This is a genomic window from Stenotrophomonas sp. HMSC10F07 (genome assembly GCF_001807895.1).
Taxonomy (GTDB): Bacteria; Pseudomonadota; Gammaproteobacteria; order Xanthomonadales; family Xanthomonadaceae; genus Stenotrophomonas; species Stenotrophomonas sepilia.
The window spans coordinates 37,101-61,239 of sequence record NZ_KV791442.1 but is presented as its reverse complement, the minus strand read 5'-3'; the positions used below and the strand labels follow the sequence as shown (position 1 = coordinate 61,239).

At 66.4% G+C, this 24,139-nt stretch carries 23 protein-coding genes and 1 pseudogene; 11 read left to right on the top strand and 13 right to left on the bottom strand.

The window, feature by feature from the left end; translation table 11 throughout:
• Positions 1–81: 81 nt before the first annotated feature.
• A complete protein-coding gene (locus tag HMPREF3114_RS17255; protein WP_053499781.1) occupies positions 82–1,452 on the top strand; it encodes an MFS transporter in 1,371 nt (456 codons plus the stop codon).
• 86 nt (positions 1,453–1,538) lie between these two features.
• Here the strand turns inward: HMPREF3114_RS17255 and HMPREF3114_RS17250 are convergent, their stop codons facing one another.
• Together HMPREF3114_RS17250 and HMPREF3114_RS17245 are read right to left on the bottom strand one after the other, a co-directional pair.
• A complete protein-coding gene (locus HMPREF3114_RS17250; protein ID WP_053499779.1) occupies positions 1,539–3,560 on the bottom strand; it encodes an esterase/lipase family protein in 2,022 nt (673 codons plus the stop codon).
• Entirely contained in the window at positions 3,560–4,534 is a 975-nt protein-coding gene (locus HMPREF3114_RS17245; protein WP_053499777.1) for an Lnb N-terminal periplasmic domain-containing protein, read from the bottom strand. The genes HMPREF3114_RS17250 and HMPREF3114_RS17245 overlap by 1 nt, the downstream gene beginning before the upstream one ends.
• Before the next feature lie 171 nt (positions 4,535–4,705).
• On the opposite strand from HMPREF3114_RS17245, the gene HMPREF3114_RS17240 reads away from it, so the two are divergent.
• A complete protein-coding gene (locus HMPREF3114_RS17240) occupies positions 4,706–5,110 on the top strand; it encodes a GFA family protein (RefSeq protein ID WP_014646209.1) in 405 nt (134 codons plus the stop codon).
• 278 nt (positions 5,111–5,388) lie between these two features.
• On the opposite strand, the gene HMPREF3114_RS17235 is transcribed toward HMPREF3114_RS17240, so the two are convergent.
• Positions 5,389–6,906 carry an MFS transporter gene (locus HMPREF3114_RS17235; RefSeq protein WP_053499793.1) on the bottom strand — a complete coding sequence of 506 codons (1,518 nt, stop codon included), beginning with the start codon at positions 6,904–6,906 and terminating at the stop codon, positions 5,389–5,391.
• A gap of 107 nt (positions 6,907–7,013) precedes the next feature.
• Between HMPREF3114_RS17235 and HMPREF3114_RS17230 the strand changes: the two genes are divergently transcribed.
• Entirely contained in the window at positions 7,014–7,910 is an 897-nt protein-coding gene (locus HMPREF3114_RS17230) for a LysR family transcriptional regulator (protein WP_053499775.1), read from the top strand.
• A 76-nt stretch (positions 7,911–7,986) separates the two neighbouring features.
• On the opposite strand, the gene HMPREF3114_RS17225 is transcribed toward HMPREF3114_RS17230, so the two are convergent.
• Complete coding sequence (locus tag HMPREF3114_RS17225) at positions 7,987–8,850, bottom strand: DMT family transporter (RefSeq protein WP_070490154.1); 864 nt, start codon at positions 8,848–8,850, stop codon at positions 7,987–7,989.
• A gap of 132 nt (positions 8,851–8,982) precedes the next feature.
• Here HMPREF3114_RS17225 and HMPREF3114_RS17220 point away from each other — a divergent pair, with 132 nt between their 5' ends.
• Together HMPREF3114_RS17220 and HMPREF3114_RS17215 are read left to right on the top strand one after the other, a co-directional pair.
• The gene (locus HMPREF3114_RS17220; RefSeq protein ID WP_053499771.1) at positions 8,983–10,362 is read left to right on the top strand and encodes an aminotransferase-like domain-containing protein; all 1,380 of its coding nucleotides are present in this window, start codon (positions 8,983–8,985) and stop codon (positions 10,360–10,362) included.
• 99 nt (positions 10,363–10,461) lie between these two features.
• The gene (locus tag HMPREF3114_RS17215; RefSeq protein WP_070490153.1) at positions 10,462–11,136 is read left to right on the top strand and encodes a class I SAM-dependent methyltransferase; all 675 of its coding nucleotides are present in this window, start codon (positions 10,462–10,464) and stop codon (positions 11,134–11,136) included.
• A gap of 3 nt (positions 11,137–11,139) precedes the next feature.
• Here the strand turns inward: HMPREF3114_RS17215 and smqnr are convergent, their stop codons facing one another.
• On the bottom strand, positions 11,140–11,787 hold the full coding sequence (smqnr, locus tag HMPREF3114_RS17210; RefSeq protein WP_065177962.1) for a SmQnr family pentapeptide repeat protein: 648 nt from the start codon (positions 11,785–11,787) through the stop codon (positions 11,140–11,142).
• 158 nt (positions 11,788–11,945) lie between these two features.
• Here smqnr and HMPREF3114_RS17205 point away from each other — a divergent pair, with 158 nt between their 5' ends.
• Positions 11,946–12,722, top strand: a complete 777-nt coding sequence (locus HMPREF3114_RS17205) for a DeoR/GlpR family DNA-binding transcription regulator (protein ID WP_053499766.1) — start codon at positions 11,946–11,948, stop codon at positions 12,720–12,722.
• Positions 12,723–12,733: 11 nt separating this feature from the next.
• Positions 12,734–13,867: an MFS transporter gene (locus HMPREF3114_RS17200; RefSeq protein WP_070490151.1), complete on the top strand. Its 1,134-nt coding sequence runs from the start codon at positions 12,734–12,736 to the stop codon at positions 13,865–13,867.
• A gap of 9 nt (positions 13,868–13,876) precedes the next feature.
• Here HMPREF3114_RS17200 and HMPREF3114_RS17195 read toward each other — a convergent pair whose 3' ends face one another.
• From HMPREF3114_RS17195 to HMPREF3114_RS17185, 3 genes are all read right to left on the bottom strand, one after another.
• Positions 13,877–15,382, bottom strand: coding sequence for a PepSY domain-containing protein (locus HMPREF3114_RS17195; RefSeq protein WP_070490149.1), 1,506 nt, complete (start codon positions 15,380–15,382; stop codon positions 13,877–13,879).
• Positions 15,383–15,393: 11 nt separating this feature from the next.
• Positions 15,394–17,532, bottom strand: coding sequence for a TonB-dependent receptor (locus HMPREF3114_RS17190; RefSeq protein WP_070490147.1), 2,139 nt, complete (start codon positions 17,530–17,532; stop codon positions 15,394–15,396).
• A 129-nt stretch (positions 17,533–17,661) separates the two neighbouring features.
• A complete protein-coding gene (locus tag HMPREF3114_RS17185; protein ID WP_053501095.1) occupies positions 17,662–18,057 on the bottom strand; it encodes a DUF2946 family protein in 396 nt (131 codons plus the stop codon).
• Positions 18,058–18,298: 241 nt separating this feature from the next.
• Between HMPREF3114_RS17185 and HMPREF3114_RS17180 the strand changes: the two genes are divergently transcribed.
• Positions 18,299–18,874 (top strand): hypothetical protein, encoded by a 576-nt coding sequence (locus HMPREF3114_RS17180; RefSeq protein WP_070490145.1) that lies wholly within the window; start codon positions 18,299–18,301, stop codon positions 18,872–18,874.
• 46 nt (positions 18,875–18,920) lie between these two features.
• On the opposite strand, the gene HMPREF3114_RS17175 is transcribed toward HMPREF3114_RS17180, so the two are convergent.
• A complete protein-coding gene (locus tag HMPREF3114_RS17175) occupies positions 18,921–19,301 on the bottom strand; it encodes a tautomerase family protein (RefSeq protein ID WP_053501099.1) in 381 nt (126 codons plus the stop codon).
• Positions 19,302–19,867: 566 nt separating this feature from the next.
• On the opposite strand from HMPREF3114_RS17175, the gene HMPREF3114_RS17170 reads away from it, so the two are divergent.
• From HMPREF3114_RS17170 to HMPREF3114_RS17160, 3 genes and pseudogenes are all read left to right on the top strand, one after another.
• Complete coding sequence (locus tag HMPREF3114_RS17170) at positions 19,868–20,275, top strand: hypothetical protein (RefSeq protein ID WP_065177969.1); 408 nt, start codon at positions 19,868–19,870, stop codon at positions 20,273–20,275.
• A gap of 52 nt (positions 20,276–20,327) precedes the next feature.
• Positions 20,328–20,891: a hypothetical protein gene (locus HMPREF3114_RS17165; RefSeq protein WP_070490142.1), complete on the top strand. Its 564-nt coding sequence runs from the start codon at positions 20,328–20,330 to the stop codon at positions 20,889–20,891.
• Between the two features lie 636 nt (positions 20,892–21,527).
• Positions 21,528–21,785, top strand: a pseudogene (locus tag HMPREF3114_RS17160) (GIY-YIG nuclease family protein); the annotation flags it as partial.
• A 9-nt stretch (positions 21,786–21,794) separates the two neighbouring features.
• Here HMPREF3114_RS17160 and HMPREF3114_RS17155 read toward each other — a convergent pair.
• From HMPREF3114_RS17155 to HMPREF3114_RS17140, 4 genes are all read right to left on the bottom strand, one after another.
• Complete coding sequence (locus tag HMPREF3114_RS17155) at positions 21,795–22,460, bottom strand: hypothetical protein (protein ID WP_141750842.1); 666 nt, start codon at positions 22,458–22,460, stop codon at positions 21,795–21,797.
• A gap of 42 nt (positions 22,461–22,502) precedes the next feature.
• Positions 22,503–23,249 carry a hypothetical protein gene (locus HMPREF3114_RS17150; RefSeq protein ID WP_141750841.1) on the bottom strand — a complete coding sequence of 249 codons (747 nt, stop codon included), beginning with the start codon at positions 23,247–23,249 and terminating at the stop codon, positions 22,503–22,505.
• A 23-nt stretch (positions 23,250–23,272) separates the two neighbouring features.
• A complete protein-coding gene (locus tag HMPREF3114_RS17145) occupies positions 23,273–23,524 on the bottom strand; it encodes a hypothetical protein (RefSeq protein ID WP_070490134.1) in 252 nt (83 codons plus the stop codon).
• Between the two features lie 62 nt (positions 23,525–23,586).
• Complete coding sequence (locus HMPREF3114_RS17140; protein ID WP_070490166.1) at positions 23,587–24,096, bottom strand: hypothetical protein; 510 nt, start codon at positions 24,094–24,096, stop codon at positions 23,587–23,589.
• Positions 24,097–24,139: the final 43 nt, after the last annotated feature.

Genomic DNA, 24,139 nt, shown 5'->3' with positions numbered 1-24,139 from the left:
TGCTTGACCTCAACTACAGTTGAGGTGGCATGCTGCTATCTTCGCCGCCCGTTGACAAGCGCGGCCCGCCCCCTGACCGGTATGACCCCGACCCTCTCTCCCGCCGACACCCGCCTGCCGGCTGACACATCGATCCTGTCCGCGCGCTACCGCGCCACCACCCTCGGCATGGTCGCGCTGGTCGCGCTGCACGCCTTCGAAGCATTGGCCGTCGCGGCCGCGATGCCCACCGTGGCCGAAGCACTCAGTGGCCTGCGCCTGTATGCGCTGGCCTTCGGCGGCACACTGGCCACCAGCGTGATCGGCATGACCCTGGCCGGACGCTGGGCCGACCGCCAGGGCCCGGCACGGCCGCTGTGGTACGGCCTGGCCTGCTTCGTGCTGGGCCTGCTGCTGGCCGGCTTCGCCGTGCGCATGGGCATGCTGGTGGCCGGGCGCCTGCTGCAGGGCCTGGGTGCGGGCGCGATTTCGGTCTCGCTGTACGTGATGGTCGGCCGCAGCTACCCCGAGCACCTGCGGCCGAAGGTGTTCGCGGCATTCTCGGCGGGCTGGGTGGTGCCCTCGATGGTCGGCCCGGCGCTGAGCGGCCTGATCGTCCAGCATCTCGGCTGGCGCTGGGTGTTCCTGGCGGTACCGCTGCTGGCAGTCCCTGCTGCCCTGTTGCTGCGGCCTGCGCTGGCGTGCACGCAGCCTTCCGCCGACAGCAGCAACGACGAGGGGCGCGGGAACATCGTGCGCTGGGCAAGTGGTGCATCGCTGGCGGCGCTGCTGCTGTACTTCGGCGGCCAGCAGCACGGTCCGACCGCCCTGCTCTGCATCGGCGTGGCGATGCTGGCGCTGCTGCTATGCGTGCATCGCCTGCTGCCGGCCGGAACGCTGATCCTGCGCAGGGGCCTGCCCAGCGTGATCGCACTGCGCGGCGTCGCCGCTGCCGCATTCTTCGCCTGCGAAGCCTACCTGCCGCTGCTGCTGCAGCGCGAACGCGGACTCCCGCCCAGCTGGGCCGGCGCGGTGCTCAGCCTCGGCGCACTCGGTTGGTTCGCCGGCTCCTGGCTGCAGGGTCACCAGCAGCGCGGCTGGTCACGCCAGCAGCTGCTGCGCGTCGGCACGGCGATGATGACGGTGGGCATCGCCGCAACGCTTGCGGTGTTGTTCAATGCAGTGCCATTGCCGGTGGCCCTGGTGGGCTGGACGGTCACCGGTTTCGGCATGGGCATGATCTACGCCAGCCTCTCGGTACTCACGCTTTCGCTGTCAGCAGCGCATGAGCAGGGTGCCAACACGTCGGCCCTGCAGCTGAGCGAGGCCCTGTCGGTGACCACCGCGCTGGCGGTCTCCGGTGCGTTGTTCGCGCTGTTCGTGGAAAGCGCGCCGCACACCGGCTACCTGCTGTGCCTGGCGATCACTTTCGGCCTGGCGGTGCTGGCCGCGGCGATCGCACGGCGGGTGTAGGCAGCCACATTAAGGTAGTGCCGGCCGCTGGCCGGCAACCTCCGCGCACACAGGAATGCCGTGATGATGCCGGCCAGCGGCCGGCACTACCTGGTAGCGGCGCCCACGTCATCAATATCCCGGTGCAGGATGCGCCGCACTTCCAGCACCGCTTGCGGGGTCTCCTGCACACTGTGGCCGGAAATGATGACCTTCTCCGACAGCGCCCCCGGCAGGTGCGCACTCCAGTACGGCACCAGTCCGTCATCGGACTTGTCCACTGGCAGCTCCGGCTTGCGCTGGGCGATGATCGAGTGGTACTTCAGTCCCGCTTCGATCGGCAGCTGCGCTGCGGCCTTGACGAACGGGTCGCTGGCCTTGAGGTTGTCGATGCTGTTGGGAATCTTCGGCTTGGCCGTGCCATCGACCTGCTGCTCGGCCTGCGCCAGCGCCATGAACACGTCCTCGAACTTGCCGAGGATGGTCAGTGGCAGGCGTACCAGGCGACCGATCAGGCGCCCGACCTTGTTGCCGGCAATATCGGTGCCCTGGTGCGGCGCAGCGATGAAGATTGCGCGCTCCACGTTCGGCTGTGCCTTGAAATGCAGCAACGGCCCCAGCTTGTTCTGCACGCGCTTCAGACGTTCGCCCTTCAGGTCATAGTTGGCCAGCAGGTCGTTCCACAGCACGTCACCGGAATCGCTCACCAGCAGCCGCGCGAGCACGCCGCCCATGCTGTGGCCGATGTAGACCATGTCCTTCGATGCACGCGTGCTGCCATTGGGATCGAAGTGCTTGAGCGTGTCGTTGAACGCATTGGCGATCTCGTAGCGGTTCAGCGCGATCGGTGCGTTGGTCGGGTAATAGACCTGCCACACCTGGAACTGCTGGCGCAGCTCGGGGTCGCCCATGATCTCATTGGCCAGGTTCACCCAGGCTTCCGGGCTGCTGGCCAGGCCGTGCAGCATGAAGATGATGCGGCGGTTCGGGTCCCACGGCTGCATCAGGTAGATGTGTGGCTCGCCGATGCCCTCGCTCATGCCGAACAGGGTGCGCAGTGACTGCCGGGCGAAACCGCTCTGGGCAAGCCACAGGCCGTAGGCCGCGGTGAAATTGCCGGCCAGCGGCACCTGTTCGCCGTGCAGGGTGATGCGCTCGGTGGCTTCCGGCGAATAGGCATCCAGTTCAACCCGGCGCGTCCGCATCACATCGTCCAGGCTGCTGCCTTCGAAGCGCAGCAACGCGGTGACGTTGATCGAGGACATCTCGCTGAACTCGGGCACCGAATCGTCATGCCGATGACGGCGGCCACGGCGTGCGCCCTCTTCGTCATCCTGCGGTGTCTCCGCCTTCGGGCCCTCAGGCGCGATCACCGGTGCGACCAGCTTCGGCGGGTCCATCACCATCACCAGCTCGGCACCGAAGCCATCACGGCGATAAGTACTGCGCAGCCCGACGAAGCTGACCGTGCCAGCCGGCACCAGCTGCGCGGGAATGCTCTTCAGGTTCAGCTGCTGGTAGTTGGAAGCCAGCGACCAGCTGCCAACCGAGATCGGCTTCGTGTAGTCCTCGCCAGCCAACGCAGCGGCGCGCGCGCGGACGAACAGCACCACCGCCGCCTTCTCGGCCGCGTAGTTGTAGTAGTCACGCACCTGCGTCTGCCGGTCTTCGAAGGCGCGATCCGATGGTGAGCGGCCGCTGTAGAACAGGTAGGCATAGGCGTAGCGCGCGGCTTCCAGCCAAGCGTCCAGCGCTGCGTCGCTCATCGGCGGATCGCCGGCTGCGGTCTTCTTCGGCGTCAGCGCCAGCGCGGCCTTCACCCACAGTTCGGACAGCGCAGACAGCCGCTGCTCGACATTGAGATCGTCGGTCATCAGCAGCGTGCTGCGGCAGACCAGGAAGTCCTTCTCGCACTGCGATTCGTCCAGGCCTGCCGCGCTTAGCGTCTCGCGCGCAGCGGGGCTGAGCTTGCCGGTATTGAGCACGTCGGCACGCTTGTTGACCAGCGAATCGCTGGATTTGACCTGCTTGACGGTGACCATCGCGCAACCACTGCTGCCCAGCAGCAGGAAGGCGGCGAACAACACCGGCAGCGCACGCTGCCAGCGGATCAGGAGGAGTCGAGTCATTACTGCGGGTCCTGCTCGGTGCCAGGTACGCCCTGGCGGATCACGGTGGAGAAGTGGTCGCCGCTGCCCAGGTCCAACGCACGCTGGGTGATACGGCCCTTGTCATGCAGCTCGGCATAAGGCACGCCTGGGGTGAGTGCGCCGACCTCCTGCGCATACTCGGCCAGATACCCGGACAGCAGCAGGCGGTAGTCCAGCGGCAGGCGCGGCGCGATGTGGCGGGCCAGGTCGAAGACGATGGTGGTGCAGTTGCTGGTGAGCGTGTTGTAGAAGCCCGGCTTCGCATCCAGTTCGCGCGCCTGCGCGATGTACGCGGCAAACAGTTCCTTCAGCTGCGCGTGGTCCATGCCGTGCAGGCGGTACAGATAGACATCCTCGCCACGCGCGTTGGTGCGGGTGCGGATGATGTCGGTCTCTTCCGAGGCCACCAGGGTCATCTCGAACTTGCGGAAGAACCCGCCCAGTGCCGAAAACGATTCGCCTCGCTCCTTGCGGATCTCCAGCGAGAACACCACGTGGCGACCGTCCTCGAAACCGAACGAGATGAGGGTGTGGGCGATCGCCGGGCCCATCCAGTACGACAGCACCAGATCGGCCGAGCGCAACTGGTCCAGGTCGTATTCGCGGCGCACCCAGCGCGCGTCGTAGTCGGTTTCGCTGCGCCAGGTGAAATCACGCACGTTGTCGAACGCCACGTGGCGCCCGTCGAAGGACACCACATGCAGGCGCTGGGCCACGTCATCGGCCCACACGCGGTCCTGGCGTGGGGTCAGCAGCAGCCACCACAGGCCGGCCAGCGCCAGCGCAGCGCCATACGCCATGCCGAGGCGGCGGTTGCTGCGACCACGCGCGACCCGCCACGACGCCCACAGCGCAACCAGCAGCCACAGCGCCGCAACGCCATTGGCCAGCCAGCCCGGCCCCGGCACCTGATAGGCCAGCAGCCCGGTCACCCACAACGCCGCCAGCGCCATGGCACTTCCTGTCATCCAACGTCCTGCGGCTTTCACTGGCATCCTGTCGCGGTCCCGAAGCCGCATAGTTAGCCACAAGCGGGTCCACCGTGGCATCTACGGCCTGTTCAGGCACGCCGGCGCACCGTCTGCGGCGGTCCATGCGGCCAGGTTCACTTCACAGGAGCAACGATGGGCATCACTTCCGTGGCCGGCGTTCCGGTCCAACCCCAGCACCGCGCCACCTGCCACTGCGGCACGGTCGAGCTGTTGCTGGACCTCCCGGACGGCATCGTCGACCCGCGCCGCTGCGACTGCTCGATGTGCCGGCGCCGGGGTGCCATCGCCGCCAGCGTCCCCCGCCAGGGCCTGCAGGTGGTGCGCGGGCAGCATCACCTGCAGAAGTACCAGTTCAACACCCATGTGGCCGAGCACTACTTCTGCGGGGTGTGCGGCATCTACACCCATCACCGGCGCCGCTCCAACCCCGACCAGTACGGCTACAACGTGGCCTGCCTGGAGGGCATCGACCCGTTTGCGCTGGGGGTCATTCCGGTCAGCGACGGGGTCAACCACCCGTCAGACCGCACCGGCTAGTGGCGCGTGCGCCGCGGCGGCGTGGCGATCTTCTGCCAGGGCGCCATGCCGCTGCGCCCCGCCCGCGCGGGTCGTTTCAGCCAAGGCCGGCGCGGCGGTGCCTGCGGCGCGTCCGCGACCGGGGGAGGAAGCGGTCTACGGCCGGGCCAGAGATGGTCGAGCAGCCACATGGCGGGTCTCCGTGGGGGACGGGGACGATCAACATTAGACCTGGGTGGGCATGGGCGGCGTGAGCGGAAGACGACAACGGGATGACGGCGGAGGGGGCGATGAGCCTGCTACGCCGTATGCCCGGCCAACGCGCCTTTTCGTTTCCGCAGCAACAGGTGCAACAACACAGCACACGCAGCCGTCAGCAGCGCCAGTACACGCAGCAGTGTTGCCATCGCCTTGGTGCTGACCTGCTGCAGCTGCTCAGCGCTCATCGCCGGCAGCAGCGCCACAGCCTGCGCGCGGGACCCGCTCGCCAGATAAGCGCCGGCACGCGCCAACGACGCGGGCGAAGCCCCTTGCAGCTGCCGACCGATCAGCAGCGCGAGCAGTGCAGTCACCGCAGCCAACGCGATGCCTTCGCCGGCCACCCGTACGGTTCCAAAGATGCCTGCAGCCATGCCCGCACGTTGCACCGGTACCACGCTCACCGACAGCCCATCCATCAGCCCCCACGGCAACGCCGTTCCTGCGCCGATCAGCATCAGCAACGGTACCCACTGCGAGGGCGATGGGTGCGACGCCTGCCGCGACAGCAGGTACAGACCGGAGGCACACACCAGCAGTCCCAAAGTGCAAAGCCGCGCACTTCCCACGCGCTCCGCCCAGCGCGCGGCAAGCAAGGGCAGCACAAGCATCGGTGCGGACAGGGCCAGCATCTGCAGCCCCACCTGTGTCGGGCTCTGTCCAAGTACGCCGAGCAGCTGCAGGGGCAGTACGACCAGCAGCACTACGTAGCCGAAGCAGGTCGCCACCGGCAGCAGCTGGACGCCGAGGAACGCCGGTTGCGAGAACAGTGAGAGGTCCAGCAATGGTGATGGGTGCCGTCGTTCGATAGTGACGAACACCCCGCCCAACAACAGCGTCGCCAGCAGCGCCAGTTGTACACGCACGGCGTGCAGGCCGAACTCGCCCAGCCACAGCAGGGCCAGGGTCAACGCAGCCAGCGTCAGGCTGAAACTCAGCATGCCGCCGATATCCAGCCGTCGGCGCTCGCCATGGCTTTCGGGCAACGCGCGCGCGGCCAGTGCGAACGCCGCCAACGTCACCACACCGCCCGCAGCGAACACGCTGCGCCAGCCCAGCGCCTGCAGCAGCAGGCCCGCGAGCAGCGGCCCCAGCGCCAGGCCCGCACCGAATGTCGTGCCCAGCAGGGCGAAGACACGGGCACGCCTCGGTCCCTGCCAGCCCTGCGCCAGCGCAGCGGTGCCCGAGGCCAGCGCTGCGGCGGCGGCAACGCCCTGCAGGCCGCGCGCCAGATCCAGCCACAGCAGCGTAGGCGACAGGCATACAGCGGCCGTCGCGACGGTGAAGCCGGCCGTGCCCAGCAGGAACATCCGCCGTCGGCCATGGCGATCAGCCAGGCCACCGGCAGCGAGCAGCAGGCTGCCGAAGGTGAGCATGAAGGCGTTGGTCACCCAGGCCAGCGCAGTGGGCGATGCCACTGCGGAGCGGGCCAGCGCCGGCACCGCAACTGCACCGGCAGAGAAGGACAACGGCAACGCCAGCGCGGCCAGGCAGACCGCAAGCAGGGCCCAGCGCTGCTGCGCGCGGGCAGGTACAGGGAGCATCGAATCCGGGGCCATGCGGGCCTCCATCCATCAGGGGCATTGATGATGGACAGGCCGCTATTCCAGAAAAACAGGCTCGATGGACGTTGATTACGTCCAACCGTTCCGCAATCATGCTCCCCATGGACTCCATCTCCGCCCTGCTCGCCTTTGTCCGCACCGCGGAGGCAGGCAGCATCGTCGGTGCGGCCCGCGTACTCGGTCTGTCAGCCTCGGCCGTCGGCAAGCGCATCGCCCGGCTTGAACAGGAACTCGGCACGCGCCTGTTCCAGCGCACCACCCGCCGCGTGCACCTCACCGACGAAGGCGAACTGCTGCTGCAGCGCTGTCGCCGCGCACTGGATGAGCTTTCCGAAGCGCAGGCGGACCTGGCGCAGCGACAGCACGCCCCCAGTGGGCTGCTGCGCATCGGCCTGCCCACCATCGGCTACCGCTTCCTGCTGCCGGTGCTGCCCGGCTTCCAGCAGCGCTACCCGCAGGTGCAGCTGGAACTGGACTTCAACGACCGCATCGTCGATGTGGTCAGCGAAGGCCTGGACGCGGTGATACGCAGCGGCGAACTGGCCGATTCCAGCCTGACCGCACGGCGGCTGGGTGGTTTTCGTTTCATCCTCTGTGCGGCGCCGGGCTACCTGCAGGCGCACGGCACACCCGGCGATGTAGGCGACCTGCGCATGCATACCGCGCTGCGCTTCCGTTACCCCACCACCGGAAAGCTGCATGCGTGGCAGCTGCCGGGTATCGAAGGCGATGCCGGGGCGCGGCTTCCCACGGCGATGACCTGCAACAACATGGAAGCCGTGCTGGCCGCTGCGATCGGTTGCATGGGCCTGGCCTGGATGCCTGACTTCCTCGCCGCTGACGCGCTGGGCGATGGCCGCCTGCAACGGGTGCTGCCTGCGCTGCCCACGCACCAGGGGCAGTTCTCGTTGCTATGGCCCGGTGGGCGCCATCCCAGTGCACGCCTGCGGGTGTTCATCGACTACGCCGTTGCCAACCTGTTCCAGGACGCCTCATAAAAAGGGGACGGAGGGGATTAAGTCGTAATCGGCCCTACTGTGCCTGTTACGACTTAATCCCCTCCGTCCCTTTTTCCTAGCGACTGAAGCGGCGGGCGCCTGCCACGCAGATCACCGCGACCGCGGTCACCAGCACCATGCTGAGGCTGACCGATTCGTGCAGCAGCAGCGCGGCCAGGGCCAAGCCGAAGAACGGCTGCAGCAACTGCAACTGGCCGACAGCGGCGATGCCGCCCTGCGCCAGCCCGCGGTACCAGAACAGGAAGCCGATCAGCATGCTGAACACCGCCACGTAGCCCAGCGCCCACCACGCCGAGGCACCGACCGCAGTGAACGAGGCCGGGCGCATCAGCACCGTCAACGGCAGCATCACCGGCAGCGCCAGCAGCAGTGCCCAGCTAATCACCTGCCAGCCGCCCAGATGACGGGCCAGCCGGCCGCCTTCGGCATAGCCCAGCCCGCACACCACGATGGCCGCCAGCATCAGCAGGTCAGCTTGCAATGACGCCTCGATGCCGTTGCGCACCGCATAGCCGACCACGCAGGTACTGCCCAGCAACGAGAACAACCAGAACACCGGGCGCGGCCGTTCGCCACCGCGCAGCACGCCGAACAGCGCAGTGCTCAGCGGCAACAGGCCGAGGAACACGATGGTATGTGCCGATGACGCGTGGCGCAGCGCAAGCGCGGTCAGCAGTGGAAAACCGACCACAACGCCGAGGCTGACCACCACCAGCCCAGGCAGGTCACCGCGCCGCGGCCACGGCTGGCGCAGCATAAGCAGCAGCGCCAGGCCAAGCACGGCGGCGATGGTGGCGCGTGCGGCGGTGACGAACCCGGCATCCAGCTGCAGCACCGCCAGGCGGGTGGCCGGCAACGAGCCCGCGAAAATCACCACCCCGATGAAGCCATTGATCCAACCGCTCGCCGACCGTTCCACGCCTGTGCTCCTGAAGTGCCAGGCGACGCCTGGCAGAGCCTGTATGGAAGCATCCATGGCGGAACCGCCCCAGCTACAATCCAGTACAGTCACAAAGAACTGTATTGCCCACACTTCCACTACAGTGCTGACATGCCACGTCCGCTTACCCGCATCGAATCGGTCATCCAGGCGGTCCGCAACCGCATCACCGCGCGGGTCGATGGCCCCGGCTCCCGCCTGCCCTCGGTACGCGCGCAGGCGGCGGCGATGGGCGTGTCGGTCTCCACCGTGGTCGAGGCCTACGAGCGCCTGGCGGCCGAAGGGCTGATCAGCGCGCGTGCCGGTTCCGGCTTCTACGTCAGCGGACCGGCCGCACCGCTCGCCCTGGCCGAAATGGAACCGCGGCTGGACCGCGCGGTGGATCCGTTGTGGGTGTCGCGGCAATCGCTGGAAAACCCGCCGGGCCACCTCAAGCCGGGGTGCGGCTGGATGCCCAGTAACTGGCTGTATCACGATGGCATGCGCCGCGGCCTGCGTCGGCTGGCGCGTGCCGATGCAGTGCATCTGGTCGACTACGCCGGCCCACTCGGGCTGCCCGCGTTGCGCCAGCTGCTGCAGAGGCGCAGCGCCACGCTCGGCATCGATGCACCGATGGAGCAGATCCTGCTGACCGAATCCGGGACGCACGCGGTCGACCTGATCTGCCGTTTCCTGCTCAAGCCCGGCGACTGCGTGCTGGTCGATGACCCGAGCTACTTCAACTACCACGCGCTGCTGAAGGCGCACCAGGTACAGGCAGTGGGTGTGCCGTACACGCCCACCGGCCCGGACCTTGAAGCGTTCGATCGTGCATTGCAGGACCATTCGCCGCGGCTGTACATCACCAATTCCGGATTGCACAACCCGACCGGTGCGGTACTTTCGGCCAGCACCGCGCACCGCCTGCTGGGCCGGGCCGAGCGCAGCGAACTGATCATCGTCGAGGACGACATCTTCGCCGACTTTGAACTGCACCCCGCGCCGCGGCTGGCGGCACTCGATGGGCTGTCACGGGTGATCCACGTCGGCAGTTTCTCCAAGACGCTGTCGGCAGCCTCTCGCTGCGGCTACATCGCTGCACGCCATGACTGGATCGAAGCGTTGACCGACCTGAAGCTGGCGACCAGCTTCGGCGGTGGCCATCTGGCCGCGCAGCTGATGCACATCGCGCTGACCGACAGTGGCTACCGACGCCACATGCAATCGGTGCGTTCGCGATTGGCCGATGCCCGCCGGCACACGCTGCGCAAGCTGCACACGCTGGGAATCACCCCGTGGCTGCAACCGGAAGCGGGCCTGTTCCTGTGGTGCCAGCTGCCCGATGGCCGCGATTCCGCCGCGCTGGCGCGGCAGTGCCTGCGCGAGGGCATCGTGCTGGCACCGGGCAACGCGTTCAGCCAGTCGCAGCGCGCGGCCGACTATCTGCGCTTCAACGTATCGCAATGCCAGGACGCACGGATCTGGCAAGTGTTGGCGCGGGCATTGCGCTGAGCTGGATGCAAGCCGGTCAACGCAGCTAGGAGTGTCCCGCGGCAAAGGCACTTGCATGCCACGGTACAGTGGTATGTCCCCTGCTGCAGGAATCCGCGCATGTCCACGTTCTCCGATCCGCAGGCGGTGGCCCGCTATGCCGAAGCGCCACTGCGCCAGGTGCCTGGGTTCCTCGCGTTGCAGCAGATGAGCCGCCTGCTGCTGGCCGAACGCGTTCCCGCACACGGCCGCGTGCTGGTTCTGGGTGCCGGGGGCGGGCTGGAGCTGAAAGCCTTCGCCGAGGCGCAGCCGGGCTGGCAGCTGCTGGGCGTGGACCCGGCCGCGCCGATGCTGGCCGTGGCCGAGCAGACACTGGGCCCGTTGAACGCACGCGTCGAACTGTTGGAAGGCTACATCGACGATGCCCCGGACCTGCGCTTCGATGGGGCCAGCTGCCTGCTCACCCTGCACTTCCTCGACGCCGCGCTGCGCCTGCACACGCTGCGCGAGCTGCACCGGCGCCTGCAGCCCGGCGCGCCGCTGGTGGTGGCGCACCACAGCGTGCCGCAGGATCCGGCCGGCAAGCTGCGCTGGTTGCAGCGCTACGCAGCGTTCGCCGAAGCTTCGGGGGTTGCCCACGCCGATGCGCAGCGCGCGATCGAGGCCATTGCCGAGCGGCTGCCGCTGCTGGCGCCCGAACAGGAGGTCGCCCTGCTGCAGGAGGCCGGCTTCGATGGCGTGGAGCTGTTCTATGCAGGCTTCAGCTTCAGGGGCTGGGTGGCGTACGCCGGGTGATGCCTACGGCACCACGGTGATGCCGATGCGCTGCATCAACAGCGCCACCTGCTGCACATCCAGCGTTGCGCCACGCAGGTTGGTGCTGCGCAGGTCCAGCTCACCCAGCTCCGAGTGGGTCAGGTCACAGCCGGTGAAGTTGGCGCTGCTCCAGTCGATGCCCTCGAACTGGCCGCCGGACAGGTCCGAGCCGGCGAAGCTGGCGCCGCTGACGTTCGCACCGTCCCAGCGGTTTTCCCACAGCTCGCACTTTTCCAGCGTCACCCGCGAGAAATTGGCATAGCGCAGGTTCGACTTCTTGATGAAGGCACTGCAGAACCCGCTGCGCGGGGTGATCTGGTTCATGAAGCTGGCGTTGCTGAAATCCGCGCCCTGCGCGCGGCACTCGCTGATTTCCAGGCCCAATGCCTTGACGAAATTGAAGTGGCACATGCTGATGTCGCAGCTGCGGAAGCTGGCTTCCTTCAGCGTGGCGCCGTTGAAGCGGCAGCCACTGCGGCTTTCGGCGTCATAGAAGCTGCAGTTGATGAACTCGGTGGCAGTCAGGTCCACACTGGAAAAATCGCATTCGTGGAACTGCTGGTCGACCACTTTCTGGCCGGTGTACTGGTCCGCGCCGATGCGCAGCTTGCGGTGAACAGTGGGGGACATCGTGGATTCCATGCCAGGTGCCCCGCCATCATGCCGGGCCGCGAGGGCGATCCATAGACGTGGGCGCGGGAGGATTCACCGGCAGTCCAGCCGCGCTGTGTCCCCGATGCCAATTGCACGTTGTTGCACATTTATGCACGAACGTGCAGACTTATGGTATGAGCTCAGACCCCAGCCCCCTCCCCGCCCAACGCACTCGGCAGATCCTCGAAGAACTGCGCCAGCAGGGCCGCGTGGTCGCCGCCGAACTGGCGCGCCGCTATGCCGTCTCTGAAGATTCGATCCGCCGCGACCTGCGCGAGCTGGCCGCACAGGGTCTGTGCCAGCGTGTCTACGGCGGCGCCGTGCTGCCGCCGCCCAAGGAACGGCCGCTGCGCGAGCGCCTGACCCGCGACCGCGGCGACAAGGCCGAGCTGGCCGCACGCGTGTGCGCGTTGCTGCAACCCAATCAGGTTGTACTGCTCGATGCCGGTTCAACCAACCTGGCGATCGCCCAGCAGCTGCCGCCCGCCCTCGGCTTGACGGTGATCACCAATGCGCCACAGATCGCCACGGCCGCCAGCATGCTTGATGGCACCTCGGTGCAGCTGATCGGCGGCCGCCTGGCCAGCGGTGGCGGTGCGGTCGGCGCAGAAGCACTGGCCCAGGTGCAGCGCCTGCGCGCCGACGTGTACCTGCCCGGCCCCTGCGCGGTGGACGGCGATACTGGTGTATGGGCAATGGATGCAGAAGAGGCCACGCTGAAGCGCGCGATGGTCGCGTGCAGCAGCCGCGTCATCGTCGCCGCCACTACTGAAAAGCTCGGTGCCCGCGGCCACTGGCAGATCGCCAGCCTCGACGAGATCGACGACCTGGTGCTGACCACCACCGCGCCGCCCGCATTGGCGGCGCGCTTCCGCGCCGCCGGCATCGCGGTACACCCCACTCCCCCCTGACCGTATCGCTCATGTCCCTTGCCAACCGCGCGCGTGCCGAACAGCACGCGACCCGCGCTGCGTTCTTCATTCCCGGCTTCGCCACCGCACTGTGGGCCACGCTGGTGCCGTTCGCCAAGGCACGCACCGGGATCAACGACGCCACGCTGGGGCTGGTACTGCTCTGCCTCGGTGCCGGTTCGCTGCTGGCGATGCCGTTGTCCGGTGTGCTGGCCGCGCGCCTCGGTTGCCGGCGGGTGATGGTGGCCAGCAGCCTGCTGATCTGCATGACCGTGCCCGGCCTGGCCCTGGCCGGTTCGGCCTGGTCACTGGGCCTGGTGCTGTTCGTGTTCGGTGCCGCCGTGGGCGCAATGGACTGCACGATGAACGTGCAGGCCGTCATCGTCGAGCGCGAAGCACGGCGCGTGATGATGTCCGGCTTCCATGCCTTCTTCAGCATCGGCGGCTTCCTCGGCGCGGCCACCATGACCGTGCTGCTGTCCGCACAGCTGCCGCCCTTGGCATCGGTGCTGATCGGCGTTGGCGCCATGCTGCTGGTGATGCTGTTGTCGGCAGCGTACTGGCACAGCGAACGCATGCCGCACGACACACCGATGCTGGCCCTGCCGCACGGCATCGTGTTGTTCATCGGCGTGCTGGCGTTCGTCGCCTTCCTCGGTGAAGGCGCGATGCTGGACTGGAGCGCGGTGTTCCTCAGCGATGTGCGGCGCGTCGATGCCAGCCTGGCCGGCGTCGGCTACGTGACCTTCACCCTGACCATGACCGTGGCGCGCCTGATCGGCGATGCATTGGTGGCGCGCGTGGGCCGCCAGCGTGCGATCGTGTTCGGTGCCCTGCTTGCCGCTGCGGGCGTGCTGGTGCTGACCCTGGTCACGCCGTGGCTGGCGTCGCTGCTCGGCTATGTGCTGGTCGGCCTCGGTTGCGCCAACATCGCGCCCGCGCTGTTCTCGCTGGCCGGCCACCAGACCCGCATGCCGGGTGCGCTGGCAATCACGGCGGTATCCACGCTGGGCTTTGCCGGCATCCTTGCCGGACCGGCACTGATCGGCTTCGCCGCAGACCATTTCGGCCTGATCGCCGCGTTCGTCGGCGTGGCCACGGCCTTGTTGCTGGTGGCGGTGTCCACGCGCTGGCTGCGGGTGTAGCCCAGGGCATCAGCGCCGCCTGCGCCGCAGCTTCATCCGCAATCGCCGATAGCCGATCACCGTCGCCGTGGCACACAGTGCGGTGCCAGCAGCGCTCAGCAGCAGCAGCACCGCCAGCCGGGCACCTTCCTGGCGCAGCATCGCCGGCAGGTCCCAGCTGTGCAGGAAGTAGAACAACCAGCGCCCCACCCGCTCGCGATGCCCCATCGTCAGCAACGGATCGCCGGTCGCCAGATCGAGATAGACGCGCGTCGCCTCCGCATCGCCAAAGTCCACCACTGCCACCGGGAAGCGGCGTACCGCCGCACCATTCATGGCCTCGGGCGCACGCGGATAGAAGTAGGCATCCGGTACATGTCGGACCACGAAATCCTGCATCGGCGCATCGGACAGCGCCCGCACCTTCTGCTGCAGCCACGCGGCCGGCAGCAACCGCGCAACCTGCAGGCGCCCATGGGTGCTGGACACGATGCGGGTGCCGCCCTTCCCATCCAGCAGCACCGCGAACAGCTCACCACCGATGCGCCGCCACTGGATCTCAACTGGCCGGAAGCACTCAGCATCGGCCACCGCCAGAAGCTTCGCCGGATCGCCCAACGCGCCATCCACCGCCACCGCGCCGCCACGATAGCGCCCACCGTCGATCGCAGCATGCGTGCTGCTGAAGACGCCCAATGGATTCATCGACATCAGGCCACTGAAGATCCAGGTGAACACGAAGGCCGCTGCCACCAGACCGATCAGATGGTGCCAGCACATCCACGGCTCGACGTACGGTGTCTTCGCACCGGAACGATAGTGCCCACGGAAACGCCAGCGCCACACACCCACCACGATGCCGCTGACCGCCGCCAGCGTGCACAGTGCGGACAGCACGATCACCACCCACGTCCACACCGGGTCCACCGACTGCATGCGCAGGAAATACAACCAGTGCAGCCAGGCGCCCACATAGTTCCAGCGCTGCTGCATATGCGGCGCGTCCAGCACCACTTCGCCGGTACGCGAGGACACATACAGGTCGCCCGGTTGCTCACCGCCCACCTCGACGCGATACAGCGGCCGATGCGCGTCCAGTGCACGCGAATGCGTCCAGCGGTCCTCGTCCACGCGCATCGCACCCACGAAGGCCGGGCCTCCGGCGAACTGTGCAGCGGACGCTTCGGCACGCTGTGCCGACACCGGCAGCAGCGCCTGGCCGGTCACGGCAGACCAGGCGCCCACGTGGTTGCCACTTCGCACCACATACGCCGGCTCGCCACGCAGTGTGGTCAATGCCACAGCCTCCGGCTCGGCCTGCACGGCAGCCGGCAGTACCGACAGCCCCTGCAGGTCGCGGGCCTCACCCAGCACCGGCAACGCCGCCAGCCGCTCACCGGGTGTCAGCTTCGGGTAACCAATGAACAGCATCACCATGCCACTGACAAACCACAGCAGCATCAGCAGGCATCCGCCGATGCCCAGCCAACGATGCACCAGGTAGGTCCAGCGCTTGGCGGTGGATCGCAGCGACATCGCCGGCGTCCTCAGAAGCGGTGGTCGAGCGTGAACTCGACGCGGCGGTCCGCACCCAGCAACCATTGTGTGCTGGTGTAGTACGCCGTCGCGTAGGACGCCTTGTCGAACACGTTGAACAGGCGCGCGCTCACCCGCATGCGCGGTGCCGCCTGCCAGGTCAGTGCCAGGTCGGTGGTGCTGTAGCCGGGCAGCTCCAGTGTGTTGGCGTTGTCGGCGTAGCGCTTGCCGACGTAGCGCACGCCACCCGCCGCACTCCAGTCCGGTGCGAACTGCCAGCTGAGCCACGCACTGGCCAGGCGCTCGGCCACGTTAGGCGGCATGTTGCCATCGCGCGACACCACCATCACGGGCGAACCTGTGGTTTCCAGGAAGTCCTCGAACTCGGCCTTCAGCACCGTGGCATTGGCATCGAGCGACCAGCGTGGCGCGAACGCCCAGTTCAACGACGCCTCGATGCCGCGCGACGTCTGCGCGCCCACCTGTACCCGGCGATCCGGCACCAGCGGATCGCGGCTGAGCAGCCCGTTCTTGCGGATGCGGTACGCCGCCAGCGTCCACTCGCCGCCATCGAAGGCCTGCTTCAGGCCCACCTCGATCTGCCGCCCCTTGGCCAGATCGAACGCTCCATTGGCGGGGCTGATCATCAGCAGTCCACTGACCGGATCTGCCGCCTGCGAGTACTGCGCATACAGGCTCAGCGTCGGCCGCAGAGCGAATACCGTGCCTGCACGCCAGCCGGTGCTGCTGTAGGTCTTTGAAAACGCGTTCTGGCCGCTGATCAAATCGGTGCGATCGATGCGCGCGCGGTCGTGGCGCAGCCCACCCAGCACCGACCAGCGCTCGCTCAGCGCCAACCGGTCTTCCACGAACAGCGCGTATTGTTCGGCGGTGTTGCGGTAGCGCGGCAGGTTCGGCGCATCGCTGGCGAACTGGCCCGGCACCGGATGGAACGGATCGACCGGGCCGGAGCTGCCGGCGTAGGTGTTGTTGGTGTGCTTGAAGTGCGCGCGGTTGGCGTCCAGGCCCACCGCGAAGCTGTTCGCCCTACCGCCCACATTGCCCTGCACGCGCAGCGTCGAGGTCAGCCCGGTCTGGTCCTGGTTGTGGGTGATCTGGGTGTTGCCCGAGCGATCGATCAAACCGGTGCGCGGGTTGTAGACATAGGCCTCGGCATTGCGCCAATCACGCTGGCTGTCGATCTGGTAGACGCGGGTTCGCCATTCCACGTTCGCGTTCGGTGTCCACAGCGCGTCGAGCTGGGTCCAGCGGTCGCGGTAGCGGATCTCGCTGTCGTCCACGTTGTAGTTGCGATGGCGCAGCGCGTCCAACTGGCGTCCCTCCACCAGCGGCGTGCCGAAGTAGCGCATCGGCTTCTGATGGCCCTGCGCATGAGTCAGGGTCAGCTGCAGGTCGGTACGCGGTTGCCACAGCAGCGCGCCGGAGAAGGTGGCATCGCTGTTGCGTCCCCGATCGACCCAGCCACCGCTGTAGTTGCCGCTCACATCCAGCCGGTAGGCCAGCTCGGGCGTCAGCGCGCCACCACTGCCGAAACCCAGGCGCGCGGTGTCCTCGCTGCCCACGGTCACGCTGATCTCGTTTTCGATGGCGCCGCGCGAGGGCTTCTTCGGCACGATGTTGATCACCCCGCCGATCGCACCGTCGCCGTGGATGACCGAGGCCGGCCCGCGCAGTACTTCGATGCGCTCGATCGACCAGGTATCGAACGGGAAGGTGATGCCCACGCCGCCGTACTGGCGCAGCCCGTCGTACAGGCGCATCACCGAGGCGCCATCGGTGAAGCCGCGGCTGGACAGCGCACTCAGGCCATTGCCCGGGTGCGGCATCGCACTGATCGCGCCCGCCCGGCTGATCGCATCGTTGAGGTTGCTGTCGCCGCGCTGCTCCAGTTGCTCGCGCGAAATCACCGTCAGGCTGGCCGGCGTCTGCAGCACGCTCAGGCCCAATGCAGAGCCTGCGCTGGCAGTGGAGGACAGCTCGCCGCTGCGGGTATCGACCACGCGCACGGTATCCAGCGTGGTCGGGGGTGCCGCGTCGGCGGCAAGCAGGGGCGCGGCATGCAGGAGCAGCGCGCACAGGACAGGCAGCGTCGCCCGGCACAGGCGCGCGGAGTTGGGGTTCGTTTTCATTTGTTCACGGCATGCAAGGCCACCCCGCAATGGCAGGGCAGCAATCAGAAAGGGACAGACACGCGCGTGCGGGCACCGGCCGTGGCCGGCAACCTCATGGAAGAACGAGCAGTGCAACGCGCGTGCGGCTCAGGCAGCCATCAAGGCCGGTGGCCCACGCGCTCCCAACGTGCCGCTGATCCGTTGCGGCAACGTCTGCACCGCACCGCGCAGTGCGCGGCACACCGGTGCCATCGGCATCAACAGCAGCACTGCCGCCACCAACAGCGTGATCAACCGCGCTGCAATCAGGCAGTAATCACAATCCACGCCCATCTCATGATCGGCATGCGGATCGGCGGGCGGCTTCTTTGCGGTCTCGCCGTGCGGCATCGCCATCCCGTGATGGTCGCGGTGCCCTTCCATCGCGTGCTGCGCATGCTCTGCGTGCATTGCGTGGTCCATGGCTGCCACCGGCGCAGCGGCAGCCACGTGACCGTGCGCCAGCCAGCGGCTCACCAGCGGGGCGAGCAGCACCAGCAGCATGGCAAGCCATGCCAGGGCCTGGAACCGGAGGTGGAGGACAGAATGACGCACCCGGCCATTCTACGGGCCTGTGCCCAACCTTGGACCCCGTTCAGGGTTTGCCCCCTGCGACACGGTGACGCAGGAGCTCGCCTCGCGCGGCGACATGTGAATGCACCACACCGCGGTCCCTGCGCTTGCGGGCTCTGCCTCGCCAACGTTAGGGTTCAATTGGCCACGGCAAGGAGCCAGAGGAATCTGCATGACCACCCGCATCACACACCGGCAGCGCATCAGCCTGCTCGGCCTGACCGCGCTGCTTGCCGCCTGCGCCGACAAGGGGCCGCCCCCACCGCCAGAGCCGCTGGAACTCTCACAGCCCATCGCCGTGGACGCGCCCGGCCAGCAGGTGCAGTTCGAGTTCGAAACCACGGCGCGCAATTTTGCCAGCTACCGCACTTATGCGGTGGAACTGGATCTGCAGCACGTCTCCCCATCGCCAGATGCTGCTTCTCCGCGCGACCTGCACATTCCTTTACGCGTTGGACTTCAGCAATGGTCCGGCGGCACTTGGCAGCCGCTGGCAAGCCCCGACGCGTATCAGATCGCACAGTCGCGATCTGGCCAGCCACTGCCAGACTGGCACCGCGGTAAGGGTCTGAACTACGCCCAGATCCAACGGGGCAGCGATGGCGCATACCGATTGCATATCGCGTTGCTGCCGTTGCAGGCGCATGGCCGGTATCGGGTCCAGGTCAGCACGGTTGAAGACATCGCACCACTTCGTGGCGCAAGCGCCAGGATACTGATTCACGAATCGCGTCCGCTCGCCAAGTAGCACAGCGCCTTGGCACGCCCTAAAGAAGCAGCGCAGCGCACCCGCATCAACTCACGTACTGCGCCTGACCGTTCCCGAACGACCAGTTCTCCTTCTTCACTTCCACAAGATTGATGAACACATCCTCGCGGCGAATGCCCACCGCCGCGTGCAGGCCCTCGGCGATGCCGGCATACAGCGCCTTCTTCTGCTCCAGCGTGCGCCCTTCGTTCCAGGTGATCTGGATGCAGATGAAGTCGTCGGTGCGATCCACGCCCAGGTAGCCGGGATCGTAGATCAGCGTGCCGGGCGCGTGTTCCTGGAAGATCTGGAAGCGATCGTTTTCCGGCACCCCCACCGCGCGCATGGCCTGGTAGATGGTTTCGCCGACGCGTTGCAGGTAGTCGGCGGATTTGCCTTTGCGAAGATCGATGCGGGCGAGCGGCATGGTGGCACTCCAGAGTGGATGGGTACGACGACAGGCTGAGACTACGCCTGCCCGGGGCGGCGGGACAGCGCAGGGATGGAACCCTCTGGCTCCATGCGTGGCATGGTCCCGCGTCCGCCGCGCGGGGTGACGCGATTGCCATGGCGGCGCCGCTCTGGAGTCGTCTTGTGCACGGTCGGTAGGGGCGGCGATGCGCGCCATCAGTGATGGGCCGCACTACTCGCGCGTGTCGAACGACACACATCGGAAAACGTCCGGCCTGCCTAGGGACAGTTGAGAATTTTCCTTACAGACCGATGTGATTGCCCAGCTTGAAGATCGCCGCGCCGAGGCAAGACGCCTTGGCCGGGATTGGCGTCTCGAATAAACGAACAGGCTTCAAGGACTGCGAGAGAAATCGCAGTTGAGAGAATGCATCGACTGCCCTCATTGGCGGGCGGTGCGTGGGGATCGCAAGATCCGCCAGGCGTTCTTCTCCCTTGAAGCTTGTTTGCCTTGGTACGCCAACCCGCACCGTCCGCCACCTTCACTCCGGAAGGTGGCCCTACGCCAGTGAGGGTTTCGCCATGACCAACCGCATCGCCATCCATCCCCGCCTGCACACCCTGATCGGCAACGTCGCCGCCGATGTGCCGGAAGACCTCGCACGCGAGATCGAGTGCGCCCTGAACGCGCAGAATTTGTCCGCGCAGCTGCCCGCTTTCTTCGCCCGTCTCAATTCGATCAACCAGGCCGACGGTGATGACGGACAGCCGTGCATCAGCCTCACCCTCGGCGCCAGCAATCACGCTTCGTTGCGCCGCTCGCTATCTGGGCTCGGCGCATTGCTCGATCTGCTGCAGGCCGCCGACCATGCGCGCAACGAAGGCGGCCCGGACGAGCAGTTGGGCGCCTTCCATATCGACGGACTGATCGTGGCCGCACGACAACTGGTGCGCGAGGCACATCATTGCCTCTCCGGCGGCGACGCCTGACCGGCCCGGATACGCTCCCGCTACAATCGCGCAGGGAGCGCAGGAGACCGCAATGGACGCCGAACACCTGGAATACTTCAAGGCCGCACTGGAAGGCCGCGCAACCGTGGGCTGGAACGTCTGGTTCGCCGCCAACCAGCACGCGCTGGCACAACAGCTGAGCCGCCCTGCACTGCTGCGCTTGAAGTTCAACAGACTGGATGAAGCCGAACGCCTGCTCGCCGAGGCCGGCATCGTGCCCCGCAGCACAGCGGGCAAGCGCTACGAAATGTACTGCGCGCAGTTCTCGCCGGACGTGGTGGACGCGAACGGTCGCCCGCTACCGGCCCTCTGGCGCGCGGCGCACGGCGGTGCCATCGGCCTGCTTGCCGATGGTGAGCAAGTGGCCGGCCAGGCGAAGCTGCTCGCGGAGTTCCGCCGCGTCCGCAAGCGCGGGCTGCAGCAGGCCCATGAATGGTTGGCCGATCTGTGCTTTGAGGGCGAGATGGAACTCACCAGCGGCAATGCCGAGGTGGGCCGTAGTCTGTTGGCGGTGGTGGTGCAGGCCGGTAGCGGCCACGACCTGCTGGATGCCACGGCGATGATCGCGCGCGAGCTGCTGGAGCGGCACGGCTGAAAGGGCGTGTGCTTCCAGCTGATCTTGCTGGATCGCAGACAACAAAAAAGCCCCCATTGCTGGAGGCTTCTCTCGTTCTGCAACATGGTGGGCGGTACAGGGATCGAACCTGTGACCTTCGCCGTGTGAAGGCCAATAGCAGCCCTTCTAGGTCAAGAACTTAAAATTCAAGCGATTGATTTACCGGATATTTCGACATTGCGCGACATGGCGATGCACTCAAAATTGCTGTTACAGGAGCTGTTACGGGGGCGTAGTGAAGCTCCCAAAGAAGCTGTCCCCGGCCATCGTACGGCCGCGGAACCCGAATCCGAACCCTACCGACTGTGGGATGTGGCAGTTCCGCAGTTGTTCCTGCGTGTCCAGCCATCCGGCGTACAGTCCGGGAACGTGCAATGGCATAGGAGCAATAGCCGTGCACTAGAAAAGTGGCCCGGTGTCACCATCGAAGCAGCACGCACGCAAGCCCGCAAGCTGCTGACCGAAACGGCCGAGCGGGGAGTGCCGCTAGAAGTGGTCAAGGACAGCGTGACCGACGCTTGCCGGGGCTATGTGACTTGGCTGCGCGGTTCTGCGCAGTGATTACGACGCCCGTCACGGCACCACCCGCTTCAAGACGAAGAAGCATGCGCGTGTCATCCCAAGATGGAGGTGGTAGCCGCCTGTAAGCTGTCCAACCTCAACCGCACCCGCTTGGAGAACCTGTTCCACCGCATTTTCCACGAAGCCCGGTTGGATCTGACGATCGAGGACCGGTTCGGCAACCCGGTGAAGCCGCGCGAGTGGTTCGTAGTGCCGCTCCACGTCATCGATGAAGCGGCAGAGCGCATCCAGGACGGGACGATCACCGAATACGTTTACGGCCCATCGCAGGCGGCTTTGGTGCGCCGCTGACCGTCGGGCTCAGGATCGATCCCTGAGCTCGTTGTTCACCGCATTGCCGATGGTCAGTATCAAGCCCTCTTGCCGCTGGTATTCGTCGATCAGCGTGGAGCGAACCCACTTGGTGGGATAGGTCACTCCGTCGTAGGTGAAGGGGTTGAATCGCAGGCCGTGTTCGACCGCGTCCGACTCGAAGTTCACCGAGTAGGACACCTCGACGATGGAACGGTGTTTGGAGTGGTTACTCAGAGCCGCCAGGTAGGTGAAGCCCGGATCGTCCAGTAAGGCGCTCAACCCAACCTTGATGGGCCCCGCGATGAGCTTCTTGCTCACCTTGGACCAGGTGATGTCGCGCTCCTTCTCAATGCGGGTGGCTGGGTCCAAGTTGGCGCCGAGGACGTAGTAGGCGAAATGGACCATGTTATCGACGACCGCGTGCATGTTCTGGATGCAGGCAACCGTGTGCGCATACGCCTGAAATCGCGCGGCGCTGAACTGCCGATCGTCGGTGTCGAACGCCCCCAGGAGCGCGGCAGTCAACTCGAAAGTTTCGCGGCCCTGGAGGGCACCCTCCATTCGGTCTTTAGCTTCGTTGAAGTGGTAGCGACTGAGCTCGCGCCGGTCGCCGATGGTTCGCAAGCACTGGTTGACTGTGCGCAGCTGCTCTTCGCCGAACAGACGCTTCACGTGTCCCCTAAGCTCTTTCAAGTCCCATTTCATCAGCGACCCTCAAGGCGAGCGTGCAAACAACCGATCGACTTCCGCGCGCTCCTCATCCGAGTAGAGCTTGCCCAGGTATTTGCCCGAGTAGTCCATCGCGCCGGTCAAGAAGTAGTGCGCGACCTGGCTGCACGCGTCAATGGACGTGTCCAAGCAGATGCAAAATGCAAAGCCGGCTTGCGGTGCAAGCATGCCCATTTCCTCCAGCACGGCGCGCAGCGCCGTGAGGTCTGAGAACGGGCCGATGTGCGCGTCCATGCCCTTGGGGCGCAGCATGGCGAACCCGTCTAGTGTGGGGTGCCCAGCCAGCGTGGAGAACTTGATGTAGATAGCCTCGCGCCGGCTCTTGCCCAAACCCGTGGCGTCGTCGAGGATCTTGCGCACGGCCGCGGGACCGAAATCTCGCTTGAGCGTACGTCGGTCCGCCTTGCGCCACTTCTCGATGAGCGCGCGGTCCACATGGAAGGCATTGACCAAGTTGGTGGTCTCCACGATGTCGCGCAGGATGAGCGTGGCCGCCTGGTAATAGCCCGATGCCATGAGCTTCCAAGCGGTGGCAAAGCTATTGAACGTGCGGATACCAAGGTGGCTGATGGCGCGTTCGTCGTCGTCGGCCTGGTAGTGCTGGCGCAGCATGTCCATCACGTCCATGGCGCGCTCGGTGATGCCCAGGTGGTCGGCCAAGTCTGGGTTGGTTTCGACCAGGCGTACGGCGTGCTGGCACAACTCCTCTTCGCCCTGGTGCAGCAACAGCATGTTGGCCGGGACTCGGGCCACGGTCAGCCACCGCTGACCGTCACACCGGCCAGCGCGACGTGGGTTTCATAGATGCACGCGCCGGTCCACGAGCGCCAGCAGCGCATTGCGTGGCCGTCGAGCCAAACGGTCCAGCGATCGTCCATGTCGCGCGCCCACAGCCCTTCTCGCAGCCGCGCCAGTTCGTCGGTCGAAAACACGCGGCCGCAGCGGATGGGCCAACGGGTCCGGGTCAAGTCGGGCAATTTGGCTTTCAAGGCGGTGGCGCGGTCCATTTTCATGACTTCATTTAGTAGGTGGTCAGACTGGACGGCAAAATCGTCTTCGAGAGGCGACGTCAGTCTCGCGGATATGGCCTGAGCACCCGACGGTCTAGCAGATCCAGCAGTAGTCCGACGACTTCCCGGGCGGCCATCGTCCATTCCTCGTCGTCGCCCTGGTGGGGCTCCTGCAAGGGGTCTTCCTTGCCGCCGTGGAAAAGGTTGTTGCGCACACGCCGCATGGCGACCACCAGCGCTTCGACGTCGTTGCGTGGCAAGGGGCTGTCCTCGTAGTTCGCGCTCCAGGTGCCGTCGGCAGCCACTTGCACGAACTGCACCTGCGGACAGTTGCGCGCTCCACCCAGCAGCTTGGCCCGCGTTGACCCGGACAGCTGGTCGAGGAAGTCCGCCGGCTCCAGCGCGGCCACCGCGCGATCAACGTCCGGCCAATCCGCCTTCGCTTTTGCCCGCTGGTTTCCTAGTGGATTGCCATCAGCCGCCAGAAAACCCGGCGTGCGTTTCAGGGTGAACTCCAGCATCCCGAAAGCACGGAGCAGAGCAAAGGCGCTGGCATCGGAGACGGGCATAGCCGCATCATAGCCGAGGGCTGCACCTCGGTGGCCTAGCTGG